We start from the raw sequence: 19671 nt of genomic DNA on the forward strand, positions 1-19671 counted from the left end.
GCCTCGCGCGGCCACCGGGTGCGCATCCCGTCGCGGCGCCGCATGCCTCACCAGTCGATCCGCCCCCCACATCCGTTCCATGTCCCTCCCCGCTCCCAAAACAGACGCCCCTCCCGCAGCCGGGCTGTCGACGCTCTCGCTGTCGGTTCCCGTCGCGATGGGCTACGTTCCGCTCGGCGCCGTGTTCGGCTACCTGCTGGTGCAGGCCGGCGCCGTCTGGTGGATGGCGCCCCTGACCAGCCTGCTGGTGTTTGCCGGTGCAGCACAGTTCATGGCCATCCCGATGCTGGCCGCCGGCGCCCCGCTCGGCTCCATCGTGCTGGCCACGCTGATCGTGAACCTGCGGCATGTGTTCTACGGCCTGTCGCTGCTTGACAAGCTGCCGCAGCGCAAGCTGGCGCGCTGGTACCTGATCTGGGCGCTCACTGACGAGAACTACTCGGTCATCACCACGCTGCCGGCCGGCACCTCGTCGACCCGCATGGTCGCGGTGGCGATGCTCAACCACGGCTGGTGGGTGCTGGGCACCTTGCTGGGCGCAGCCATCGGCCTGCAAGCACCGACCGCGCTGACCGGCATCGATTTCAGCCTGGCCGCGCTGTTTGCCGTGCTCACGGCCGAACAGTGGCGCGCGACCCGCAGGCCCGCGCCCATCCTGCTGGCACTCGCGTCCTATGGTGTCGCACGGTGGGTCGCCCCGTCGCAGGCACTGGCCGTGGCGATCGGCCTTTGTGTCGTGCTCTCGGCCATCCTGTCCCGCAGCAGCAGCAGCAACAACAACAAGTCCATGGAGGCCAGCACATGATCGACAGCGAATACGCCGCCCTGGCGGTGTGCGGGATGGCCGGCGTGACCGTGCTGTTGCGCGCGGTGCCGTTCATCGGCGCGAACTTGCTCAAGCGGTTTCCGCTGGTCGAGCGCCTGGGCCGCTTCCTTCCGCCCGCCATCATGTCGCTGCTCCTGGTGCACACGCTCCATGGCAGCGCCAGTGCCAATCCGGCCGGCCCCTGGCCCGAACTGATCGCCGCGTCCGCCGTGATCGTGCTGCAGCTGTGGCTGCGCCAGGCACTCGCCAGCATCCTCTTCGGCACCGCCTTGTACGTGGTGCTCAGAAACGTTCCGGTGTTCGGCTGAAGGCTCGGCGCAAGCCACTAAACGTCGGCGGCCGGCCGCAAGCGCTCCGCAGGCGCCCGGCGCTCGGGGACCCATCGTTCCAACCAGCGCGCGGCCGTGCCGGTAAAGCCGATGAACAACAGCGCGCCGATCACGTTGAACGCGACGTGCGCGTTGGCGATCTGGTGCGCCACGTCGCTGGACGACCAGCGCGCCAGCTGCGTCAAGGGTGCCAGCAAGGCCACCCCGAGCGCCGCGGTGACGATGTTGAAGCCGACGTGGAACGCCGCCGCGCGCAAGGCCGCGGCCGAGCGCCCGATGGCCGCGACCAGGGTGTCGGCGCAGGTCCCGATTTCGGCGCCCAACATCAAGGCCAGCCCGGCGTCCAGGCCGATCAGCTGTTGGCTGGCCAACGCAATCACGATGGCCATCATGGCCGACGACGATTGGATCGCCACGGTGCCGGCGGCACCGGCCAGGATGCCGGTGGCCGGATGGGCGAAGCTGAGCAGCCAGGCCTTCACGCCGTCATGGTCGGCGAGCGGTGCCATCGCGTCGCCCAGGGTGCCGAGCGCGAACAGGATCAGGCCGATCAAAAACACCACTTCGCCCCAGCGTTTGGCCTTGTCGGCGCGGGCCAGCACCAGCGTCAGCAGGCCGGCGAGCAGCAGCGCGGGCGCGTAGAGGTCGTTGTTGACGGCGAACACCTGACTCGAGAACGTGGTGCCGATGTTGCTGCCGAGGATCACCGGCAGGCTGGCGCCAAAACCGATCAAGCGCGCATCGACCAAAGCGATCAACAAGATGATGGTGGCGGACGACGAATCGAGCACGACGGTCACCGCAGTGCCCGACAGCAAGCCTTTCAGCCGGTTGCCGGCGCTCTTGTGCAACACCGCCTTGACGCGCTCGCTCGCGACGTCCCGCAAGCACATCGCCAGGGCACGCACGCTCCACAGAAACACCGCGAGGCCGGCGGCGAAGGTGGCGCCCATGCCCAGCCAGTCGACCTCGGTGTCGCCGTTGCCCCCCGGCGCGGCCAGGGCCACGGGGCTCGAGAGCAAGACGAGGGCCTGCACGAACAGCGTGCGGGGGCTGGAAACAACGGCCCGTGTGGGTGTCGAGCTCATCCTCATGGTCCGGCCTCCTTGCCAAGCTTCGGGCCACCGTAGTGGCGCCAGATGACAGCTGGAAGACACCCGCGCATGCGGTGCGGTCGGCGCGACGGCGCATGACTGAGCAAGGTGTGGGGTCGTTCCCCCCGGGCGTCCAGCCTGTCATTACAACGTCATACCCCGTGCCGACAGTTCGATCTGGCGATAGCTTGACCGGCCTCTGGCCGCTGGGTGAGCCCGCCGAGGCCCGACGACAACTCGACAGGACCGCCAATGAACGCGATACCCCGATTGGACTGGGTGGAACGCGCGGCACGCCGCTACCAAACCCGATGCCCCGACGTCGACCGCCTCGATGCCGTGGAACTGGCCAACGAGTTGTGGCGCGACCGCCAGAACCGTGACGAACCCGAGGACGCGGTCGACGACGAGATCCAGAATTCCGGCCAGTTGTACGACTCTTCGCTCGACTGAGGTTGGGCCTCCTCCCGGATCGGAGGCCGTCGCCGGCCCATGACGGGCCCGGTTCCCGCCCCGTCATCTTCTTGACGCACGCCTGCGGCACGCTCCCCGCGGCACCGCGTGACCCCCGCCTCGACGACACGACTCGTGACGTCTGTGCAGCCTCGATGCACCGGGTGCCGGCCGCGCACCCCGCATCGCCAGGCATAGTGCGGCGGCAAGCAGCGCAACCAGATCCACAACCATCCCCTCGACGGGGAACACAGGGAGATGCAGATGCTCGAAGTCCGGCCGATGGCGGCCGCCCTCGCCCTCGCCTGCCTGGCCTTGCCAGCGGCACGCGCCGACGTGGTGATCAGCCAGGTCTACGGTGGTGGCGGCAATGCCGGCGCCACCCTCACCCACGATTTCGTCGAACTCTTCAACAGCGGCACCGCGCCGGCCTCGCTGCGCGGATGGTCGCTGCAGTACGCCTCGAGCACGGGCACCCAGTGGGGCAACAGCGTGGCCTTGCCGGACGTCAGCCTGCAGCCCGGGCAGTATTTCCTGGTGCAGCTGGCCCAGGGCAGCGGCGGCACACAGGCCTTGCCGGCGCCCGACCTCGAAGCCGGCCTCGCGCTGTCGGCCAGCGCCGGCAAGCTGGCGCTGGTGCGCAACACCACCGCGTTGAGTGGCGCCTGCCCGAACGGCGGCGCGAGCGTCGCCGACTTCGTCGGCTTCGGTAGCGCCGATTGCGCCGAAGGCCGCGCGACCGCCGCCTTGAGCAGCACCACCGCGGCGTTGCGCGGTGCCGACGGGTGCACCGACGCCGGCGACAACAGCGCGGACTTCAGCGTCGCGGTGCCCACGCCGCGCAACACCCGCGCTCCGGTCAAGACCTGCGGCAGCGCGGTCAACCAGCCCATCGCCGTGAACTGCCCCGCCCTCAGCGTGCGCACCGGCGCGGGCGGCTCGGTGTCGGTGTCGGCCTCCGACCCCGACAGCATCGTCAACGCCATCCGCCTCGAATCGGGCGCCCGTGCCGGCATCGCGCTGGTCGACGTGAGCCCGGCAACCGGCGACGGCGGCACCGCCGGCGCCGTGCTGGAGGTCGCGCGCAGCGTGCCGGCCGGCGCCTACGCGGTGCAGCTGCGGTTCGGCAACAACGAAGCCCAGACGGCCTCCTGCACCGTCAACGTGCAGATCGGCCGCTCGGCCGTGACGCCCATTCCGCAGATCCAGGGCACCGGCGACGCCAGCCCGCTGCTCGGGCAGCGCGTCACGACCGCGGGTGTCGTGACCGCCGTGTTCCCCGGCCTGAAGGGGTTTTACCTGCAGGACGAACGGGGTGACGGCGACGGACGCAGCTCCGACGGCGTGTTCGTCTACGTGCCCGCCGGCGCCAGCGTCTCGCCCGGTCAGCGGGTGCAGCTGAGTGCCGAGGTCGACGAGTTCCACACCGTCACCCAGCTCAAGAACGTGACCGACCTGACCGTGCTGGGCCGCGGCCGCACGCCAGTGCCGACCCCGGTGCAACTGCCGGAAAAGGTCGACGGCGAGCTGGAACAACATGAAGGCATGTTGGTCAGTCTGGCGGTGCCGATGACCGTGTCGCAGAACTACTTTCTCGGCCGCTATGGTCAGCTGACCCTGTCGGCCCAGGGCCGCCTCGAGAAGGCCACCAACCGCTTCCGGCCCGGCTCCGCGGCCGCGCGCCGCGTCGACGAGGCGAACGCACGGCGGCGCTTGCTGCTCGACGACGGCAGCGCGGCCCAGAACCCGACGCCGATGCCCTATCTGGGACGCGACCAGACCGTGCGCGCCGGCGACCGGCTGCACCGTCTGACCGGTGTGATCGACCACGGCCCGGCGACCGCCGATGCAGCCGGTCCGCGCGACTACAAGCTGCACCCGACGCAGCCGCCGGTGATCGAACGTGTCAACGACCGCACTGCCGCGCCGCCCGCGGTGGGCGGCAAGCTGAGGGTGGCCAGCTTCAACGTGCTCAACTACTTCGTGACCGTCGATCAGCCCGGCGCCGCCTGTTTGCCGAGCGGCACCCGCAGCGATTGCCGCGGCGCCGACAGCGCGCTGGAGTTCACCCGCCAGCGCGACAAAATCCTCGCCGCGCTGACCGCCCTCGACGCCGACGTGGTGGGCTTGATCGAGATGCAGCGCGACCAGGGCGCCGCGCTGCAAGACCTGGTCGACGGGCTGAACGCGCGCCTGGGCGCCGGCACCTATGCCGTGGTCCCCGACCCGGCCGAAGGTGTCGGCACCGATGCGATCCGCGTCGCGATGATCTACAAGCCGGTCAAGGTCTCGCGCGTGGGTGCAGCGCTGTCGGACCCGCACCCGGTGCACAACCGCCCGCCGCTGGCGCAGGCGTTCGTCACGCCGCAGGGCCAGACCTTCTCGGTGGTCGTCAACCATTTCAAGTCCAAGGGTTGCGGGGGCGCCAGCGGGCCCGACGCCGATGCCGGCGACGGCCAGGGCTGCTTCAACGCACGGCGTGTCGGGCAGGCGCAGCAACTGCTGCGCTTCATCGACAGCGTGAAGGCACAGGCACGCGACGAGGACGTGCTGGTGCTGGGCGACCTGAACGCCTACGGCCGCGAAGACCCGATCGAAACGCTGCGCCAGGGCGGCCTGGTCGACCAGATTGCCCGCTTCAACAGCCTGGGCTATTCCTATGTCTTCGACGGTGAGGCCGGCTATCTCGACCATGCCCTCGCGACGGCCTCGCTGTCGGCGCAGGTGAGCCGTGCGGTGGAGTGGCACATCAATGCCGACGAGCCGGTGGTGATCGACTACAACACCGAGTTCAAGCCGCAAGACCTGTACGCGCCGACGCCGTACCGCTCGTCGGACCACGACCCGGTGCTGTTGGGCCTGGAACTGGGCGGTCGCTGACCGCGCAGCGGTGCGGTCAGCGACCGCACCGCCTGTGGCCGGGCCGCCGCCTGCCTGCCGGCCGACCGGCAAGCCAAGCCCAGCTGGCAACAGCCGCCGCAGCGGCGCAACCGTCCGACTGCACCCGCCTCCGCCCAAGGGGGCGGCACAATCTCGGCCGCCGCCGCTTTCGCCATCCCCCCACGACCGCTGGACCGCCACTTGCTTGCCCGTGTCCGCAGCAGCCCGCGTCTGATGACCGGTGCCCATCCGAACGGGTCGGACGAAGACGGCTGTACAACGGGAGTGGACACCATGGATGAACTCGAACTGAAATTCGAGGTGCCGGCCGAGCGCCGGGACCGGGTGATCGCGGCGGTGCGCCGGGGCGAAGCCCCCCGCGTGCGCCTGCAGGCCACCTACTACGACACGCCGGACGCCCGGCTCGCCCGCCAGGGCCTGGCCCTGCGCCTGCGCAAGGAAGGCCGGGTCTGGAAACAAACCTTGAAAGGCACGGGCGACCACGCGCTGCACCGCCTGGAACACGAGGTGGACCTGCCGACACCGCCGCGCGCCGGCATCCCCGACATCGATATCGCACGCCATGACGGCACCCCGGCCGGAGAGCGGCTGCGGCTGGCGCTGCAAACGGCGCCCGACGAACCGCCGGTGGCCCTGCAACCGCTCTACACCACTGACGTGTGGCGCGAGACGCGGTTGTTGCGGGTGCCCGGCGGCACGCTGGTCGAGCTGGCCTTCGACGAAGGCCGCATCGTCGCCTCCGACCGCGAAGTGCCGATCCGCGAGCTGGAACTGGAGCTGAAGAAGGGCAGCCCGGCGGCGCTGATCAAGCTGGCGCGGCGCTGGGCGCTGCAGCACGGCCTGTGGCTCAGCACCATCAGCAAGGCGCAGCGCGGCGAGCAGCTGGCGCGGGGGGAGGCGCACGGCCCGGCGGTGAAAGCCCATCCGCCGCGCGAGCGGGCGCCGCGTTCACGTGTCGCCGAACTGCGCGCCGTGATCGGCGCCTGCCTCGAGCAGATCCTGCCGAATGCGAGCGAGGTGGCAGCGGGTGGCGCGTCCGACGAGCATGTGCACCAGTTGCGCGTCGGCATCCGTCGGCTGCGCACCGCGCTGCGCGAACTCGGCGGCTTGTCGCCGCAGGTCAACCCCGCCTGGGAAGGCCCGTTGGTGCAGGCCTTCCGCAACCTCGGCGCGGTGCGCGACCGCGAGACGGTGCTGCAGGCGGTGCGGCCGCAACTGCAGGCTGCCGGCGCCCCGGCGATCGAGCTGCCGCCCCCGACCGAGGCCCTGCCCGAGCCGACGCAGGTGGTGCGGGCCAGCGAATTCCAGCAGGTGCTGCTCGAACTGATCGAATTCAGCCTGGGTGAAGACGCGCCGGACGCGCAGGTCGAGCCGCCCAAGGCAACCCGGCAGGACGCGGCCGATCGCATCAAAAAGCTGCACCGCGACGTGGTACGCGACGGCCGGCGCTTCGAGCGCCTGGACGTGCCGAGCCAGCACCGGGTGCGCAAGCGTTTGAAGCGCTTGCGCTACCTGGCCGAATTCGTGGCGCCGTTGTTCGGCGAGAAGGCGGTCGAAAACTATCTGTCGCAGCTGCGCCCGGCGCAGGACGCGCTGGGCCTGCACAACGACGACGCGGTGGCGCTCGAGAAATACCACGAGGCGGCGCCGCAGGACCCGCGCTTGTGGTTTGCGGTGGGCTGGCTCACCGCACGCCGGGAGGTGACGGCCCGGCAATGCCGCAAGGCGCTCGCCAAACTGGACGACGCGCCGCGCTTCTGGAAGAAGTGACGGGCGCCCGAACCCGAGGCACCGCATCGCGCCGGGCGATGTGGTGCCTGACGGTCGGACACCACGGCGCCGGTTTATCCCCACGGAGGCCACACAACCGCATCGCTGTCGCGCTGGCGTAACTTTCAGTTTCTATCGTCGCGGTTTTGTCGAGAGCCTGCGGCAGCGCCGCACGTCACCTGAGATGAGCGATCCCCTCCACTGGTCCCTGGTGTATGCCAAAACCGAAGCCGGCCGCCGCGCCTTCGAGCAACGCAGTTTTGCCGGCAACCGCGCCCAGCGCTCGCTGTTCATCCTGCTCGACGGCCGGCAGCCCTTGAAGCGCTTGCTCGCTGCACTGCGCTCGTTGGGCCTGACCGGGGCGGATGTCGAGGCCCTGCAACGGTGGGGCTACATCGAGCCGGTGTCCGGGGCAGAGCCTCCGGCCGCGGGGCCCGAGGCGCCGAAGTCGGCCTCGGTCCGCACGCCCCAGCGCTCGCTGGCGGCGGCGAAGTTTTATGCGCTGGAACAGATCGGCCTGCTGCTGGGCCATGCTGACGCCCCGCTGCGCGATGCCGCGCGCCAGGTCGCCGATCGGGAGGCCTTGCTGGCCTGGCTGCAGGACTGCCGGGCCCGCATTGCCGCCGCCGGCGGAGACGAACGGGCGCGGCTGTTCTTCGAGCGATGCGTCGAGCTGCTGCCCGAGGCACGGGCCATGGCGGCCGCTTGAGCGGCGCCGATGCCCCTCAAGTGGCCACGACCGCAAGACCGGTAAGTCGGGCGTCAAGGCGGGTTTGGTAAGCTCCCCGTCTTCGTGACGCTTTGATGAATGTTCCGTTCCGTATGCAAGCAGATCTTGCCGTGATGTACGCTGACGAGGCCGTGTTTCGCCGCACCGCCGCCGGGCAGCGCGAGATGTTGATCCAGTCCGCCCCCCTGAGCCCGCACGCACGCCGCTTCCTGGCGGTCGTCAACGGTCATACCGCGCTGCGCCCCTTGCTCGACCTGGGTTTCGGCAGCGAGCCGATGCGCCAGCACATCGAGCAGTTGGTCGAGCGCGGCTTGATCGCGCTGTGCACCGAAGACGACCTGGTCAGCGTGTTCCCGTCCTCTCGCTTTTGAAAGCAGCCGTCGGCGGTGCCACACCGCCGGCGGCCCCTCCCTCGATCACACCGCTGTCAGGCCGCCGTCCACCGCGAGCTGGTGGCCGGTCACGAAGCTGGCCGCATCCGAGGCCAGCCACAGCACCGCCGCGGCGATTTCACCCGGTTCACCGACACGGCCCATGGGTTGCGCGCGTTCGATCGCCGGCGCGCGCTGGGGCGCGCGTTCGAGCGCCCGCTCCAGCATCGCGGTGCGGGTGATGCCGGGGCACACGCTGTTGATGCGGATGCCGCGCCGCGCATATTCGGCCGCAGCGCTCTTGGTCATGCCCACCACCGCATGCTTGCTGCCGGCATAGACGCTTTGCAGCGGCGCACCGACCAGCCCGGCGACCGAGGCGATGTTGACGATCGAGCCACCGCCTTGCTTCAACATCGCTTGGATCTGGTGTTTCATGCAGAGCCAAACGCCTTTGACGTTGACGCGCAGGATGCGGTCGAACAGCACCTCGTCGACGTCGGCCAGTTTGGTGTGCTCTTCTTCGATGCCGGCGTTGTTCACCGCGATGTCGAGGCGGCCGTGTTCGGCCACGATGCGGGCCACCGCCGCCGCCACCGAGGCGGTGTCGCCGACGTCGGCCTGCAGGGTCGACAGCGCCAGGCCCTGCTCGCGCAGCGACGCGGCGCTGGCTTGCAAAGCGGCTTCGGAAAGGTCGAGCCCCACGACGGTGGCGCCAGCGGCCGCCAAGGCGCGGGCGATTTCGCGTCCGATACCGCCGCCGGCCCCGGTGACCATGGCGACCCGACCGGTGAGGACAACGGGCGTCTGCATTGAAATTCTCCTGTGTTGGCAGTGCGGCCCGCCCGGCGCCGGATCGGCGCGCGAAACGACTGGGCCCAGGCGGCGCATCGTGCCGGGGCCCTTCGGGCTGCGCAGTCACTCTCGCGACGCGGCCGCGCGGCGCCGTCTGGCGTCATGGGCCCGGCACCGGCGCAGGTTAAGCTGCCACTCCCGCTCGCGCAGCGTCACCGGACGGATCTCTCGATGGACGTGCTCACCGCCCGAGACTGGCCCCAGTTCATCGCCTTGGCCGATGAACTCGACGGCTGGGCGTTCCGCGGCCAACAGGTCGCGTCCTGGCCCTTGCTCAGCTCGCTGTCGCGCCGGCTGGCGCAGTTCTGCCCCGACGCGGCCGGCTGGCCGGAGCGGGAACGGCGGGCGATGCGCATCTTCCGTCGCAAGGCGCACATCTACCTGGAAGACCGCGCCGCACTCGACGAAGACCTGCGCTGCCTGGCGATGATGCAGCACCATGGCGCGCCGACCCGCTTGCTCGACTTCACCAAGTCGCCCTTCGTCGCGGCCTTCTTCGCGCTCGAACGTGCGGTGGGCGATGCAGCCGTCTACGCGTTGAACACGCCGGCCTTGTGGCAGGCCACGCCGCGCTTCGACGCCACGTTGACGCGCGACCGCATCGACCCGCGCCACCCGGGCCACTTCGAACGCTATTTCATCGACAACCAGCACCCGCTGCTGTGGTTCGGCGAGCCCTCGCGGATGGACCGGCGGCTGGTGGCCCAATCGGGCTTGTTCGTGGTGCCGGGGCAGTTGCAGCAGCCGCTGGCCGAGATCCTGGACCACTATGCGTCGGACGCGCCGCTGCTGAAGAAGATCGTCTTGCCGGCCGCCTTGCGCGACCAGGCCATGCATGCGCTGTACCGCATGAACGTCACCCACGCCACGCTGTTCCCCGACCTCGACGGGCTGGCCCGCTCGATCGCCTACGAGCTGGAGGTGGTGTGGCCGGGCCCGCCGGCACACCGCGCCGAGGCGGGGGCCGGCGAGGACGGGCTCAGCGCGGCTTGAACGCGTCGCGTGCCTTCACGCCCTCGTGGGGATGGTCGGTGAAGAAGCCGTCCAGCCCGAGTTGCAGAAAGGCCTTGACCTGCCCGGCCATGTTGCCGAGCGCGGCGGGGTCGATGCCGGCGTCGAACTCGTCGGGCAGAAAGGCGTTTTCGGCCCGGAACGTCCAGCCATGCACGATCAGCCCGGCGGCATGTGCGTCGGACACCAGCGTGGTGGGGCTGCCGAGGCGGCCGGCGACCAGCGGGATCATCAGCTGGGTGTTGGCGCCGATGCCGTCGGCATAGGTGGCGATCTCGGCCAGCCCGGCGGGGCGCGCGAGGTCGGCATAGCTACGCGGGTCGCCGCTCTGCACGAAGTCCCAAGGACGGCCGGAGCCGTTGAGCAGTTGCACCAGCGGCAACCGGGTCAGGCGGCGCAGCTTGCGCAGGTTCTGCGTCTCGAACGACTGGATGAACACCGGCGCGTGGCGCCCGACATAACCATGGCGGTGCAGCGTGCGCACCAACCGTTCTTCGAGCGGCAGCCGGATGCCCTGGAAATAGCTCGGGTGTTTGGTCTCGGGGTACACACCGATCGGCCGCCAGCTCGAGGGCCGGCCGTGGTGCCGTGCCTCGTCGCGGCGGCGCTCGTTGGCCTGCCGCACCAGGTCCAGCACCTCGTCGAGCGTGGGCACCTCGAACATCCGGTCGAAACGGCTGTTGGCCGGCCGCAGCTGCGGCAGCCGTTCCCGGGCACGCAGCGTCTTCAGCTCGGCCAGCGTGAAGTCTTCGGTGAACCAACCGGTGACGGCATTGCCGTCGATGGTCTTGGTGGTCTTGCGCGACGCGAACTCGGGCCGCTCGGCGACATCGGTGGTGGCCTCCTTGAGGCTGCCGTCGGCATCGAGGATGGCGATGGCATTCTCGTGGCGGGCGACCAGCACGCCGTCCTTGGTGCTGACCAGGTCGGGCTCGATGTAGTCGGCGCCCTGCTCGATCGCGAGCCAATAGGCGGCCAGCGTGTGCTCGGGCAGATAACCGCTGGCGCCGCGGTGAGCGATCACCAACGGCGCCCGTTCGCCACGCAGCGCGGCGGGCGGGTTGGGCTCGGCCAGCACGCCGGAAGTGGTCAACAGGCCAGCCAGGGCGGCGGCGGCACAAGCGGTGAGCAAACGGATACGGGACGACATCGGATCGGGCTCCTGAGGTGTAGTGCTGGCGGCACGCGGCGCGCCGCGCTGCACGGTAAGGCCGGCGGGTGACACCGGCGTGACGCCGACGTCACCCATCTTGCGGCCCCTCGCAGCCGCACCCTGCTGCCCGATGTAACGAGGCGCTAGCGGCGCACCGCTGCGGGCCGGACCCGAGGGCCCGGAGCGGTCGAAGCTGCTATCGTCGCGCACAAACTTCACAACAAAGACAACGATGTGGACTGTAGTCGTGAGCGTGGGTGTCACCCTGCTGGTGGTGCTGCTCGTTGCGAACCTGGGCGCCAGTGAAAAGAAGATCGAACGGCAGATCGATCGCCAGTACGACACGCAGGACCCGCAGTTCCGGCGTGCGCTCGACGTGCTGCTCGGGCCGCCGGTGCTCGAAGGCAACCACGTCGAGGCCCTGATCAACGGCGAACGGATCTACCCCGCGATGCTGCAGGCGATCCGCGAGGCGCGCCACACCATCACCTTCGAGACCTTCATCTACTGGGCCGGCTGCGTCGGGCGCGAGTTCAGCGACGCGCTGATCGAGCGGGCCCGCGCCGGCGTGAAGGTGCACCTGCTGCTCGACTGGGGCGGCAGCCTCAAGATGGACGGCCACTACCTGCGCGAGATGCAGGCCGGCGGCGTCGAGGTCGAGCGTTACCACAAGCCGCATTGGAGCCATTTGCCACGGCTGAACAATCGCACCCACCGCAAGGTGCTGGTGGTCGACGGGCGGCTCGGCTTCACCGGTGGCGTCGGCATTGCCGACCAATGGCAGGGCCATGCGCAAGACGCCGACCACTGGCGCGACACGCACTTCCGCGTCGCGGGCCCGGTGGTGGCCCAGATGCAGGCGGTGTTCATCGACAACTGGATGAAAGCCACCGGCCGGGTGCTGCATGGCGACGCCTACTTCCCGGCGCTGGAGGGTGCCGGCGACATGCCGGCGCAGATGTTCAGCAGCTCGCCCACCGGCGGCAGCGAGAGCATGCATTTGATGTATCTGATGGCGATCACCTCGGCGCGCCACTCGCTGCACCTGTCCAGCTCCTACTTCGTGCCCGACACGCTGGCGGTGCAGGCGCTCGTCGATGCGGCGCGGCGCGGCGTCAAGGTGCGCATCATCGTGCCCGGCTGCCACATCGACTCCCCGCTGGTGCGGCGTGCGTCGCGGTCGCTGTGGGGCGAGCTGCTGGCAGCGGGCGTCGAGATCGCCGAATACCAGCCCACCATGTTCCATTGCAAGGTGCTGGTGGTCGATGCGCTGCTGGTCTCGGTCGGCTCGACCAACTTCGACAACCGCTCGTTCCGCCTGAACGACGAAGCCAACCTGAACGTGCTGGACCGCCGCGTCGCTCAGGAACAGCTGCAGGTGTTCGAGCAGGACTGGCAGCGCGCCCGGCCGGTCGAACTGGCGGCGTGGCAGCGACGGCCGCTGCACGAAAAGGCGGTCGAGCGCCTGGCGGCCTTGCTGCGCACCCAGCTGTGAGCTTCTTGTAGGCCGGCGCCGACAGCGGCGCTGCCGCCCGGCCTGCGCCTGCAACATGTGGCGGCCGCTAAGCTGGTGTCCCACGTGCCCGATGGGGAGCACGCATTGCCACAGGAGAATCCGCCATGTTCATACGCAAGCTGCTCGTGTTCGCCGTGACCTCAGGCCTCGCCGGCAAGCTGTGGAAGGTCTACCGCCAGAAGCACGCCACCGCCGGCATGGCCAGGGCCGGACGCGCGCGGTAAACCCTCCGCCCGGTCCTGACGACGCCCGCCCCGCACGGCCGGGGCCGGTGCACGCTGAGCAGGAAGTTCATCCTGCGCCGCCCTTCCCGCCGCCCTCGATGTGTTGCACGAACCGCTGGCTGACGCACCGTCAGCGGCCGTCTCCCACCGCAACGGCGCGACCACCGCCGCCACGGCCCCCTTGACGGCAGCCGTCCTGAGACGCATCGTCACCGCAAATTCATGCGGGTCCACTAGCCTCCTGATCTTTGGATGCGGAGACTAGGCGATGCACCTGACACCCCGGCGGCAACAACTCATGATGTGGACCCCTCTGGCGCTGGCGGTCGCGGCGCTGATTGCCTGCGGCGGCGGCGATGACGATGACGACACACCGTCGCCACCGGCGGCGGTCGAAGTGCGCCTGCTCGCCTTCAACGACTTCCACGGCGCGCTCGAGCACCACAACCTGGCGCTGACACTGCCCGACCCGGCCGACGCGACCAAGACCGTGCGTGTCAACACCGGCGGTGCCGCCTACCTCGCCACCCAGCTCGACACGCTGCGCGCGGGCAAGCCGCACAGCGTGACGATCTCCAGCGGCGATCTGGTCGGTGCCTCGCCGCTGGTGTCCGCCTTCTTCCGGGACGAACCCACCGTCGAGGTGATGAACCTGATGAAGGTCGATCTCAACGCGGTCGGCAATCACGAGTTCGACAAAGGCGTGACCGAACTGAAGCGCATCGCGGCCGGCGGCTGCAACACCGACACCAGCAACCCCGACCTGTCGTCTTGCGCCGGCCCGACCCGGCCCTATGCCGGCGCGAAGTTCGACTTTCTCGCGGCCAACGTGATCGACTCCGCCAACAAGGCGCCGCTGTTCAAGCCCTACGTGGTCAAGGAATTCGACGGCGTGAAGGTCGGCTTCGTCGGCGCGGTCACGCGCACCACGCCCACCATCGTGTCGCCGGCCGGCGTGGCGGGCGTGCAGTTCCTCGACGAGGCCGAAACGCTCAACCGCTATGCCGACGAACTCGACGCCCAGGGCGTCAAGGCGATCGTCGCGGTGATCCACGAAGGCGGCCAGACCGACTCGACCTGGAACGACCGCAGCTGCGCCAATGCCAGAGGGGAAGCGTTCGCGATTGCGGCCAAGCTGAGCCCGAAGATCGACGTGCTGTTCAACGGCCACACCCATACGGGCTACAACTGCCTGGTCAACGGCGTGCCGGTGATCCAGGCCTATTCGTCGGGCCGCGGCATCAGCCAGGTCGACGTGGTGCTCGATCGCGCGAGCCGTGACGTCGAACGCAGCAAAACAGTGGCGCTCAACGTGCCGGTGGTGAACGACACCAACACCGCCGAGGTGGCGGCGAAGTTCCCGCCGGTGGCGGCCCACGCGGGCGTGCAGGGTCTGGTACAGACCTATGCGAGCCTCGCCGAGCCGCGAGCCAACCGGGTGGTCGGCCGCATCACCGCCACCATCGACCGCACCGCCAGCCCTGGCGGCGATTCGGCGGCGGGGCGTTTGATCGCCGATGCCCAATTGGCCGCCACAGCGGCCGCCGACCAGGGCAGCGCGCAGATCGCCTTCATGAACCCCGGCGGCGTGCGTGCGGACTTCGTCTGCGCCGCCGGCCCCTGCGACCTGAGCTTCGGCCAGGCCTTCACGGTGCAGCCCTTCGGCAACAGCCTGGTGGTGATGACGCTCACCGGCCAGCAGCTCAAGGACCTGCTCGAGCAGCAGGCCACTGGCGTCAACGCGACCTTCCCGCGCATGCTGCAGCCGAGCCGCGGCTTCAGCTACACCTGGACGCCGACGCAGCCCAACCAGCAACGTGTCAGCGACATGCGGCTCGGCGGCGCGCCGATCGTTGCGACGCAGCGCTACCGCGTCACCGTCAACTCCTTCCTGGCCGATGGCGGCGACGGCTTCACGGTGCTCAAGTCGGGCACCGACCGGCTGGGCGGCGCGCAGGACATCGACACCTTGCTCGACTTCTTCTCGAAGCACAGCCCGGTCGCGCCCACCACCGAAGCGCGCATCACGAAGGGGTGAGCCGCACCACCACGGGGTGATGCCGCAGGGCCACGGCGACTTTTGCACGTCGCGGTGGCCCGCTCCGCGCACCGAAGCCTCAAGACATGGCAGCATGCAGTCTGGGCAGCACCTGTTGCTGTCCTTCTGCATGGATTGCCGTCGAGATGATCGAAAAACTGTTGGCCTGGGGCGTGCTCGCCGTCTGCGTCGTCTTGCTCGTGCGCCTGATGCTGGGCGCGGCGCGCCGGGCGCGTTTCGATGCCGCCGTGCGCTCGGGCGCCGACGCCGGCCGTCGCTGGCTGCGCTCGCTGCGCCGGCCGGGCGAGCGCCGGCGCTCGCGGGCCGAGGCGGAGCGGATCGCCGAGGAAGCCATCCGTCGCGCCCGCGGCGAATGGGACGGCAACGTCTACCGGCCCAAGTCCTTCAAGCGTCCTCGCAAGCCGCACTGACGCGGCCACCGACCCCGCGCAGTGGCCGGCACACCGCGCCGGGACAGGCTGGGCGCGGCTGGGTACGCAGCGTGCTTGGGCTGCGTCAGACCTGGAGGGCAATGCCATGCTTGAAAAGCTTCCCGACGCCGTGGGCCACGCCTTGCGCCATCAGCGCGCCGGACTGGAAAAGCTCGCTTACAGCAAGGTCGACCTGCGCGCCGGCATGGCCGCGATCGAAGTGACCAGTCTGGCCTTCGCCGACCATGCCCCCATCCCGCCCCCGTACACCGCCGACGGCCGTGGCCTCTCGCCTCCGCTGCAGTGGGCCGGCGTGCCTGCCACAGCCGGCTCGCTCGTGCTGATCGTCGAAGACGCCGATGCGCCGACGCCCCAGCCGCTGGTGCATGCGATCGCGGTCGAACTGCCGCCGGAAGACGGCTCCTTGCCCGAAGGCGCACTGCAGAGTTCGGACGACGACGCCGCCGACCTGAAGATCGGCCGCAACTCCTACCTGCAGTCGCGCTGGCTGCCGCCCGACCCGCCACCCGGGCACGGTGTGCACCGTTATGCCTTCCAGATCTTTGCGCTGGCGCCCGGCGCCCGCTTTTCGGGCACACCCGGCCGCGACGAAGTGTTGGAAGTGCTGGCCGAACATGCCGTGGCCAGCGGTTGCCTGATCGGCACCTACGAGCGGCCCGACGGCTCGGAGAAAGCGGGCACGGGGCAGCCGGATACAGGGCTGCAGGGACAGGTGCTCTGAACGTCGATCGCGGTCAACGCCATGTCGACCCGCAAGATCTTGCTGATCCGCCATGCCGAGAAGCCCGATGCCAGCCTGGGCCTGCAGGGTGTGGACGAGCGCGGCAACGCAAACCCGCACGGCCTGAGCGTGCGGGGCTGGCAGCGCGCCGGTGCCCTGGTGCGCTTTTTCGCACCGCTCGACGGCCACGTTCGTGACCGGCGCATCGACACGCCGGCCACCATCTTCGCGGCCGCCACCTCGGCGGCACACCCCAGCCCGCGACCGCTGTGGACCGTCGAGCCGCTGGCGCGCGCGCTGCGGGTCGAGGTGCGCCAGGACCTGACGGCGGAAGCCCGGCCGGACCAGCTGGTGGCCGCCGTCGAGGCGGCTGACGGCCCGGTCTTGCTGAGCTGGCGACATGCGTCGATGGCCGCCTTCGCAGCGGCCCTCACAGAAGGCGGTGATGTACCGGCCGCCTGGCCGGAAGACCGCTACGACATGGTGTGGGTGTTCCAACGCGACCAGGACCGCTGGTCGTTTGCGCAGGTGCCCCAGTTGCTGCTGCCGAGGGACAGCCCCGAGCCGATCCGGTGACGCCCCGGCGGTCGTACCGGGCCGACACGCTCCACCCCGTCATGCCGCGCCCGCAACGTCCGCTACAAGCCAGCCAAGCCGCCACGGTGATCGGCCTGCTGTTGGTGCTGGCCATCCTCGTCACCGCCGGCTACGGCGCTTGGCGGATGCAGGTCAGCGCGGCGGCGCAGTGGCGCGTCAACACCGAGCACCACGCACTGGCCTTGGCCGAACACGCACGCCAAGCCATCAGGACCGCGGAGTTCGTGCTGGAAGGCGTGGCCCAGGCGGTCGACGAGGCCGGCATCCGCACCGCCAGCCAGTTGAACGAGCAGGTACGCACTCCCCAGTGGCACCAGGCCTTGCGGGCTCGCTCGCGTGGATCGCAGGTGATCGACGTGGTGGGCGTGTTTTCGAACACCGGCGAACTGGTCAGCTTCTCGCGCACGTTTCCCGTGCCCAAGATCAGCATCGCCGACCGCGACTACTTCATCGCCCAGAGGCAAGGAGACGAAGGCCAGGCGTACCTCAGCGAGAGTTACCCCAACCGGGCCAACGGCGAATGGGATTTCTATCTCAGCCGGCGCCTGAACGGCGCCGACGGCGAGTTCATCGGCCTGGTGGTGATCGGGCTGGCGACCCAGTTTTTCGTCGACGCCTACCAGTCGCTGTCGCTGGTGCCGAAAGAGCAGGCCGCCGGGCGGGTGTCGACCAAGTTGCTGCGCGACGACCTGAGCGTGCTGGTGCACGCGCCACCCGTCGAAGACGGCCTCGGCAGGCGCGTCACGAGGACCGGCCCCTATGCCAAGCTGCCCACGCGCTCGCTCCCGGGGCGCGCGCCGCTGTACACGCCGTGGGACGCCGACCCGCAGGTCTGCCGGCGTTGTTTGTTCGCGTCGCATGCGGTCGAAGGTGTCCCGGCGCTGGTGTCGATCACGGTCCACCCCGACGTCTACCTGGCCGACTGGTACGAGGAAGCCACCGCGATCGCGCTCAGTGCGCTGGCCGGCACGCTGGTGGTGGCGGCCACCTTCGTCTCGCTGGTGCGGCTGCTGCGCAATCGTGAGCGCGAGCTCGACGAAAACCGGCGCCTGCGTGCCGAGGCCGAGGCCGCCAACCAGGCGAAATCGGAGTTCCTGGCGACGATGAGCCACGAGATCCGCACGCCCCTCAACGGCATCCTCGGCACCGCCGAACTGTTGTTGCGCGCGCCGCTGGCACCGCACGACCGCAAGCTCGCCGACACCCTGCTGCGCTCGGCGCAGAGCCTGCTCGGGCTGATCAGCGACATCCTGGACTTCTCGAAGATCGAAGCCGACCGGCTGCAGCTCGAATACCGCCCTTTCGACCCGGCGGCGGTGCTGCGCGAAACCGCCACCCTGTTCGAAAGCAGCGCCCACGCGAAGGGCCTGGCACTGCACTGCGAGGTCGACCCGCAGCTGCCGCCCGGGCTGCTGGGCGACCGAACACGGCTGCAACAGGTGTTGATCAACCTGACCAGCAACGCCGTGAAGTTCACCGACCGGGGCCAGATCGTGTTGCGCGTGCGTGTCGCGGCACGGCGCGAGGCGCAGGAGGCGGTCAAGCTGCGCTTCGAGGTGGAGGACACCGGCGTGGGGGTCAGCCCGGAAGCGGCACAGCGCATCTTTGCGCCCTTCGCGCAGGCCGACAACTCCGTGGCGCGCCGCTTCGGCGGCACCGGCCTCGGCTTGTCGATCTCGCAGAAGCTGGTGCAACTGATGGGCGGCACCATCTCCTTCGACAGCACGCCCGGGGCCGGCACGACGTTTTGGTTCGAGGTGCAGTTCCAGCTGACCCGGCCGGCGGTGCCGGACCCGGAGCATCGCGAGCAGGACCCGCGTGTGCGCTTCGCCCACAGCGGCGCGATGCCGCTCGGCGACGAGGTCGACAGCGAACCACAGGCGGTGCGCGCGACGGCCGGCCGGCACGTGCTGGTGGTCGAGGACAACCCGGTGAACAGCATGGTGGTCGAATCGCAGCTGACGGCCCTGGGCTGCACCTGCGACGTTGCGATCGATGGCGACGAGGCGTTGGGCGCGCTGGAACGCGGCCACTATCAACTGGTCCTGATGGATTGCATGCTGCCGGGCATGTCGGGCTACGACGCGACACGCGAATGGCGCGTGCGTGAGCGCGCCCAAGGCCGGCACCGGGTGCCCATCGTCGCGTTGACCGCCAACGTGCTCGAAAGCAACCTCGAACAGTGCCAGGCGGCCGGCATGGATGACTTTCTCGCCAAACCCTGCACGGTCGAGACGCTGCGCGCGGCCTTGGAGCGCTGGACTGCAGAGTCCGTCCCGGCCCCTTGACGCTTGCAGCCCACACGGCCGTCGCCGCTGTACGCGAGGGGTGCGGGCCGCGTGATCGGCTCTGCGCGCGAGCGGAACCGCGCCCACGGCGGCCACCCTTGCCGGCAAGGCGTGCAAAACCTGCGCAATGCCCGGCTGCCGGCAGCCGGCAGCGCGCCACCCGAGGACTTGGAACCCTGCTGCTTTTATGGGAATATCGCGATGTGAGTCTCCACCTGCCCGCCCTCCTCCACCTCGCCGCCGGGCCTGCCCACGGCGCGGGGGCCTTGGCGTTGGGGCGGTGCATGACGGGCGGCGCTGGTGCCGCCCGCTTGGGCCTTCAAACCCTTCAGTCGCTTCAGT

The 19671-nt window shown here is 69.7% G+C and carries 17 protein-coding genes; 14 read left to right on the forward strand and 3 right to left on the reverse strand.

The window, feature by feature from the left end; genetic code table 11:
* The first annotated feature begins 79 nt into the window (after positions 1 to 79).
* Entirely contained in the window at positions 80 to 805 is a 726-nt protein-coding gene (locus AAW51_RS24115; RefSeq protein ID WP_047196659.1) for an AzlC family ABC transporter permease, read from the forward strand.
* The gene (locus tag AAW51_RS24120; RefSeq protein WP_047196660.1) at positions 802 to 1134 is read left to right on the forward strand and encodes a branched-chain amino acid transporter permease; all 333 of its coding nucleotides are present in this window, start codon (positions 802 to 804) and stop codon (positions 1132 to 1134) included. The genes AAW51_RS24115 and AAW51_RS24120 overlap by 4 nt, the downstream gene beginning before the upstream one ends.
* 17 nt (positions 1135 to 1151) lie before the next feature.
* On the opposite strand, the gene AAW51_RS24125 is transcribed toward AAW51_RS24120, so the two are convergent.
* Positions 1152 to 2249 carry a Na/Pi cotransporter family protein gene (locus tag AAW51_RS24125; RefSeq protein WP_083438547.1) on the reverse strand — a complete coding sequence of 366 codons (1098 nt, stop codon included), beginning with the start codon at positions 2247 to 2249 and terminating at the stop codon, positions 1152 to 1154.
* A gap of 252 nt (positions 2250 to 2501) precedes the next feature.
* Between AAW51_RS24125 and AAW51_RS24130 the strand changes: the two genes are divergently transcribed.
* The 5 genes from AAW51_RS24130 to AAW51_RS24150 all read left to right on the forward strand — a co-directional run bounded on the left by AAW51_RS24130 (position 2502) and on the right by AAW51_RS24150 (position 8474).
* Entirely contained in the window at positions 2502 to 2702 is a 201-nt protein-coding gene (locus AAW51_RS24130) for a hypothetical protein (RefSeq protein WP_157360019.1), read from the forward strand.
* A 264-nt stretch (positions 2703 to 2966) separates the two neighbouring features.
* Positions 2967 to 5582 (forward strand): ExeM/NucH family extracellular endonuclease, encoded by a 2616-nt coding sequence (locus tag AAW51_RS24135; RefSeq protein WP_238947683.1) that lies wholly within the window; start codon positions 2967 to 2969, stop codon positions 5580 to 5582.
* 294 nt (positions 5583 to 5876) lie between these two features.
* The gene (locus AAW51_RS24140) at positions 5877 to 7373 is read left to right on the forward strand and encodes a CYTH and CHAD domain-containing protein (protein ID WP_047196663.1); all 1497 of its coding nucleotides are present in this window, start codon (positions 5877 to 5879) and stop codon (positions 7371 to 7373) included.
* 184 nt (positions 7374 to 7557) lie between these two features.
* Positions 7558 to 8082, forward strand: a complete 525-nt coding sequence (locus AAW51_RS24145; RefSeq protein ID WP_053013879.1) for a hypothetical protein — start codon at positions 7558 to 7560, stop codon at positions 8080 to 8082.
* A gap of 131 nt (positions 8083 to 8213) precedes the next feature.
* Entirely contained in the window at positions 8214 to 8474 is a 261-nt protein-coding gene (locus tag AAW51_RS24150; RefSeq protein WP_157360020.1) for a hypothetical protein, read from the forward strand.
* Between the two features lie 45 nt (positions 8475 to 8519).
* On the opposite strand, the gene AAW51_RS24155 is transcribed toward AAW51_RS24150, so the two are convergent.
* The gene (locus tag AAW51_RS24155; RefSeq protein ID WP_047196665.1) at positions 8520 to 9287 is read right to left on the reverse strand and encodes a glucose 1-dehydrogenase; all 768 of its coding nucleotides are present in this window, start codon (positions 9285 to 9287) and stop codon (positions 8520 to 8522) included.
* A 213-nt stretch (positions 9288 to 9500) separates the two neighbouring features.
* Here AAW51_RS24155 and AAW51_RS24160 point away from each other — a divergent pair, with 213 nt between their 5' ends.
* Entirely contained in the window at positions 9501 to 10322 is an 822-nt protein-coding gene (locus tag AAW51_RS24160) for an FRG domain-containing protein (RefSeq protein ID WP_047196666.1), read from the forward strand.
* Here AAW51_RS24160 and AAW51_RS24165 read toward each other — a convergent pair.
* Positions 10309 to 11490 (reverse strand): glycerophosphodiester phosphodiesterase, encoded by a 1182-nt coding sequence (locus tag AAW51_RS24165; protein ID WP_083438548.1) that lies wholly within the window; start codon positions 11488 to 11490, stop codon positions 10309 to 10311. The genes AAW51_RS24160 and AAW51_RS24165 overlap by 14 nt on opposite strands.
* 235 nt (positions 11491 to 11725) lie before the next feature.
* On the opposite strand from AAW51_RS24165, the gene cls reads away from it, so the two are divergent.
* The 6 genes from cls (at position 11726) to AAW51_RS24195 (ending at position 19329) form a co-directional block, all read left to right on the forward strand.
* Entirely contained in the window at positions 11726 to 12988 is a 1263-nt protein-coding gene (gene cls / locus AAW51_RS24170; protein ID WP_047196667.1) for a cardiolipin synthase, read from the forward strand.
* Between the two features lie 543 nt (positions 12989 to 13531).
* Positions 13532 to 15271 (forward strand): bifunctional metallophosphatase/5'-nucleotidase, encoded by a 1740-nt coding sequence (locus AAW51_RS24175; RefSeq protein ID WP_047198245.1) that lies wholly within the window; start codon positions 13532 to 13534, stop codon positions 15269 to 15271.
* 146 nt (positions 15272 to 15417) lie between these two features.
* Positions 15418 to 15702 carry a hypothetical protein gene (locus tag AAW51_RS24180; protein WP_047196668.1) on the forward strand — a complete coding sequence of 95 codons (285 nt, stop codon included), beginning with the start codon at positions 15418 to 15420 and terminating at the stop codon, positions 15700 to 15702.
* Positions 15703 to 15808: 106 nt separating this feature from the next.
* Entirely contained in the window at positions 15809 to 16444 is a 636-nt protein-coding gene (locus AAW51_RS24185; RefSeq protein ID WP_047196669.1) for a YbhB/YbcL family Raf kinase inhibitor-like protein, read from the forward strand.
* Positions 16445 to 16465: 21 nt separating this feature from the next.
* The gene (locus tag AAW51_RS24190) at positions 16466 to 17020 is read left to right on the forward strand and encodes a hypothetical protein (RefSeq protein ID WP_047196670.1); all 555 of its coding nucleotides are present in this window, start codon (positions 16466 to 16468) and stop codon (positions 17018 to 17020) included.
* A gap of 41 nt (positions 17021 to 17061) precedes the next feature.
* Entirely contained in the window at positions 17062 to 19329 is a 2268-nt protein-coding gene (locus AAW51_RS24195) for an ATP-binding protein (protein WP_047196671.1), read from the forward strand.
* Positions 19330 to 19671 lie beyond the last annotated feature (342 nt).

The organism is Caldimonas brevitalea, from assembly GCF_001017435.1.
Classification (GTDB): Bacteria; Pseudomonadota; Gammaproteobacteria; order Burkholderiales; family Burkholderiaceae_C; genus Caldimonas; species Caldimonas brevitalea.

Bases quoted from the DNA above. Each gene is read 5' to 3' on its own strand.
- AAW51_RS24165 (WP_083438548.1), bottom strand. From the start codon at position 11,490: ATGTCGTCCCGTATCCGTTTGCTCACCGCTTGTGCCGCCGCCGCCCTG.
- AAW51_RS24145 (WP_053013879.1), top strand. From the start codon at position 7,558: ATGAGCGATCCCCTCCACTGGTCCCTGGTGTATGCCAAAACCGAAGCC.
- AAW51_RS24155 (WP_047196665.1), bottom strand. From the start codon at position 9,287: ATGCAGACGCCCGTTGTCCTCACCGGTCGGGTCGCCATGGTCACCGGG.
- AAW51_RS24185 (WP_047196669.1), top strand. From the start codon at position 15,809: ATGCTTGAAAAGCTTCCCGACGCCGTGGGCCACGCCTTGCGCCATCAG.
- AAW51_RS24175 (WP_047198245.1), top strand. From the start codon at position 13,532: ATGATGTGGACCCCTCTGGCGCTGGCGGTCGCGGCGCTGATTGCCTGC.
- AAW51_RS24120 (WP_047196660.1), top strand. From the start codon at position 802: ATGATCGACAGCGAATACGCCGCCCTGGCGGTGTGCGGGATGGCCGGC.
- AAW51_RS24125 (WP_083438547.1), bottom strand. From the start codon at position 2,249: ATGAGGATGAGCTCGACACCCACACGGGCCGTTGTTTCCAGCCCCCGC.
- AAW51_RS24135 (WP_238947683.1), top strand. From the start codon at position 2,967: ATGCTCGAAGTCCGGCCGATGGCGGCCGCCCTCGCCCTCGCCTGCCTG.
- AAW51_RS24180 (WP_047196668.1), top strand. From the start codon at position 15,418: ATGATCGAAAAACTGTTGGCCTGGGGCGTGCTCGCCGTCTGCGTCGTC.
- AAW51_RS24190 (WP_047196670.1), top strand. From the start codon at position 16,466: ATGTCGACCCGCAAGATCTTGCTGATCCGCCATGCCGAGAAGCCCGAT.
- AAW51_RS24195 (WP_047196671.1), top strand. From the start codon at position 17,062: ATGCCGCGCCCGCAACGTCCGCTACAAGCCAGCCAAGCCGCCACGGTG.
- AAW51_RS24130 (WP_157360019.1), top strand. From the start codon at position 2,502: ATGAACGCGATACCCCGATTGGACTGGGTGGAACGCGCGGCACGCCGC.
- AAW51_RS24160 (WP_047196666.1), top strand. From the start codon at position 9,501: ATGGACGTGCTCACCGCCCGAGACTGGCCCCAGTTCATCGCCTTGGCC.
- cls (WP_047196667.1), top strand. From the start codon at position 11,726: ATGTGGACTGTAGTCGTGAGCGTGGGTGTCACCCTGCTGGTGGTGCTG.
- AAW51_RS24140 (WP_047196663.1), top strand. From the start codon at position 5,877: ATGGATGAACTCGAACTGAAATTCGAGGTGCCGGCCGAGCGCCGGGAC.
- AAW51_RS24115 (WP_047196659.1), top strand. From the start codon at position 80: ATGTCCCTCCCCGCTCCCAAAACAGACGCCCCTCCCGCAGCCGGGCTG.